Annotated in this window: 1 protein-coding gene; it reads right to left on the bottom strand. The window is 47.0% G+C overall.

Annotation, left to right across the window (positions count from 1 at the left end):
• Window positions 1-38: 38 nt before the first annotated feature.
• Window positions 39-557 (bottom strand): aminotransferase class I/II-fold pyridoxal phosphate-dependent enzyme (locus R7Z50_RS30010; protein WP_318150087.1); only part of this gene is annotated, 519 nt, incomplete at its 5' end.

The following is a 557-nucleotide window of genomic DNA, read 5'->3' as shown; positions in this document are numbered from 1 at the left end:
TCGTTCTCGGCATAAACCGAGAACGTTGAGAATTCTATTTATGAATAGTAGTTTCTAATGAAACCCAGTGTCTTTTCACACTCGTCGCGGTTACCAACACTGATACGCACGCAGTTTTCAATTGGTGAGTTACGTAGAATGATTCCGGTATCCCACGCCGCTTTAAACAGCGCACCACCATCTGGGAATTTAACCAATAGATAATTGCCCCACCCTTCGAAAACTTGCAATCCTGGAATCATCGACAAACCAACCTGCAGATAAGCGCGGTTTGCATTAAGGTCGAGGACTTGGAATTTCGCTCGAGCCAAACCTGCTTCTGACAAGGCTTGAACCGCAATTTCAGCAACAGGCACTGGTACTGGGTACGGCGCGATGACTTTAAGTAGGACGTTGATTAGCTCCTCGTTTGCAAGCGTGAAACCACAACGTAAGCCTGCAAGCGCAAACGCTTTTGATCCCGTACGTAGAATCGCAAGATTTGGATACTGAGCTAACAAATCCACCGTTGACGCCTCAGGGCAAAAATCGATGTACGCTTCGTCCATGACCACGAT

It is taken from the genome of Vibrio sp. 1249-1 (assembly GCF_033340495.1).
This window is presented reverse-complemented; position numbering and strand designations above follow the sequence as displayed.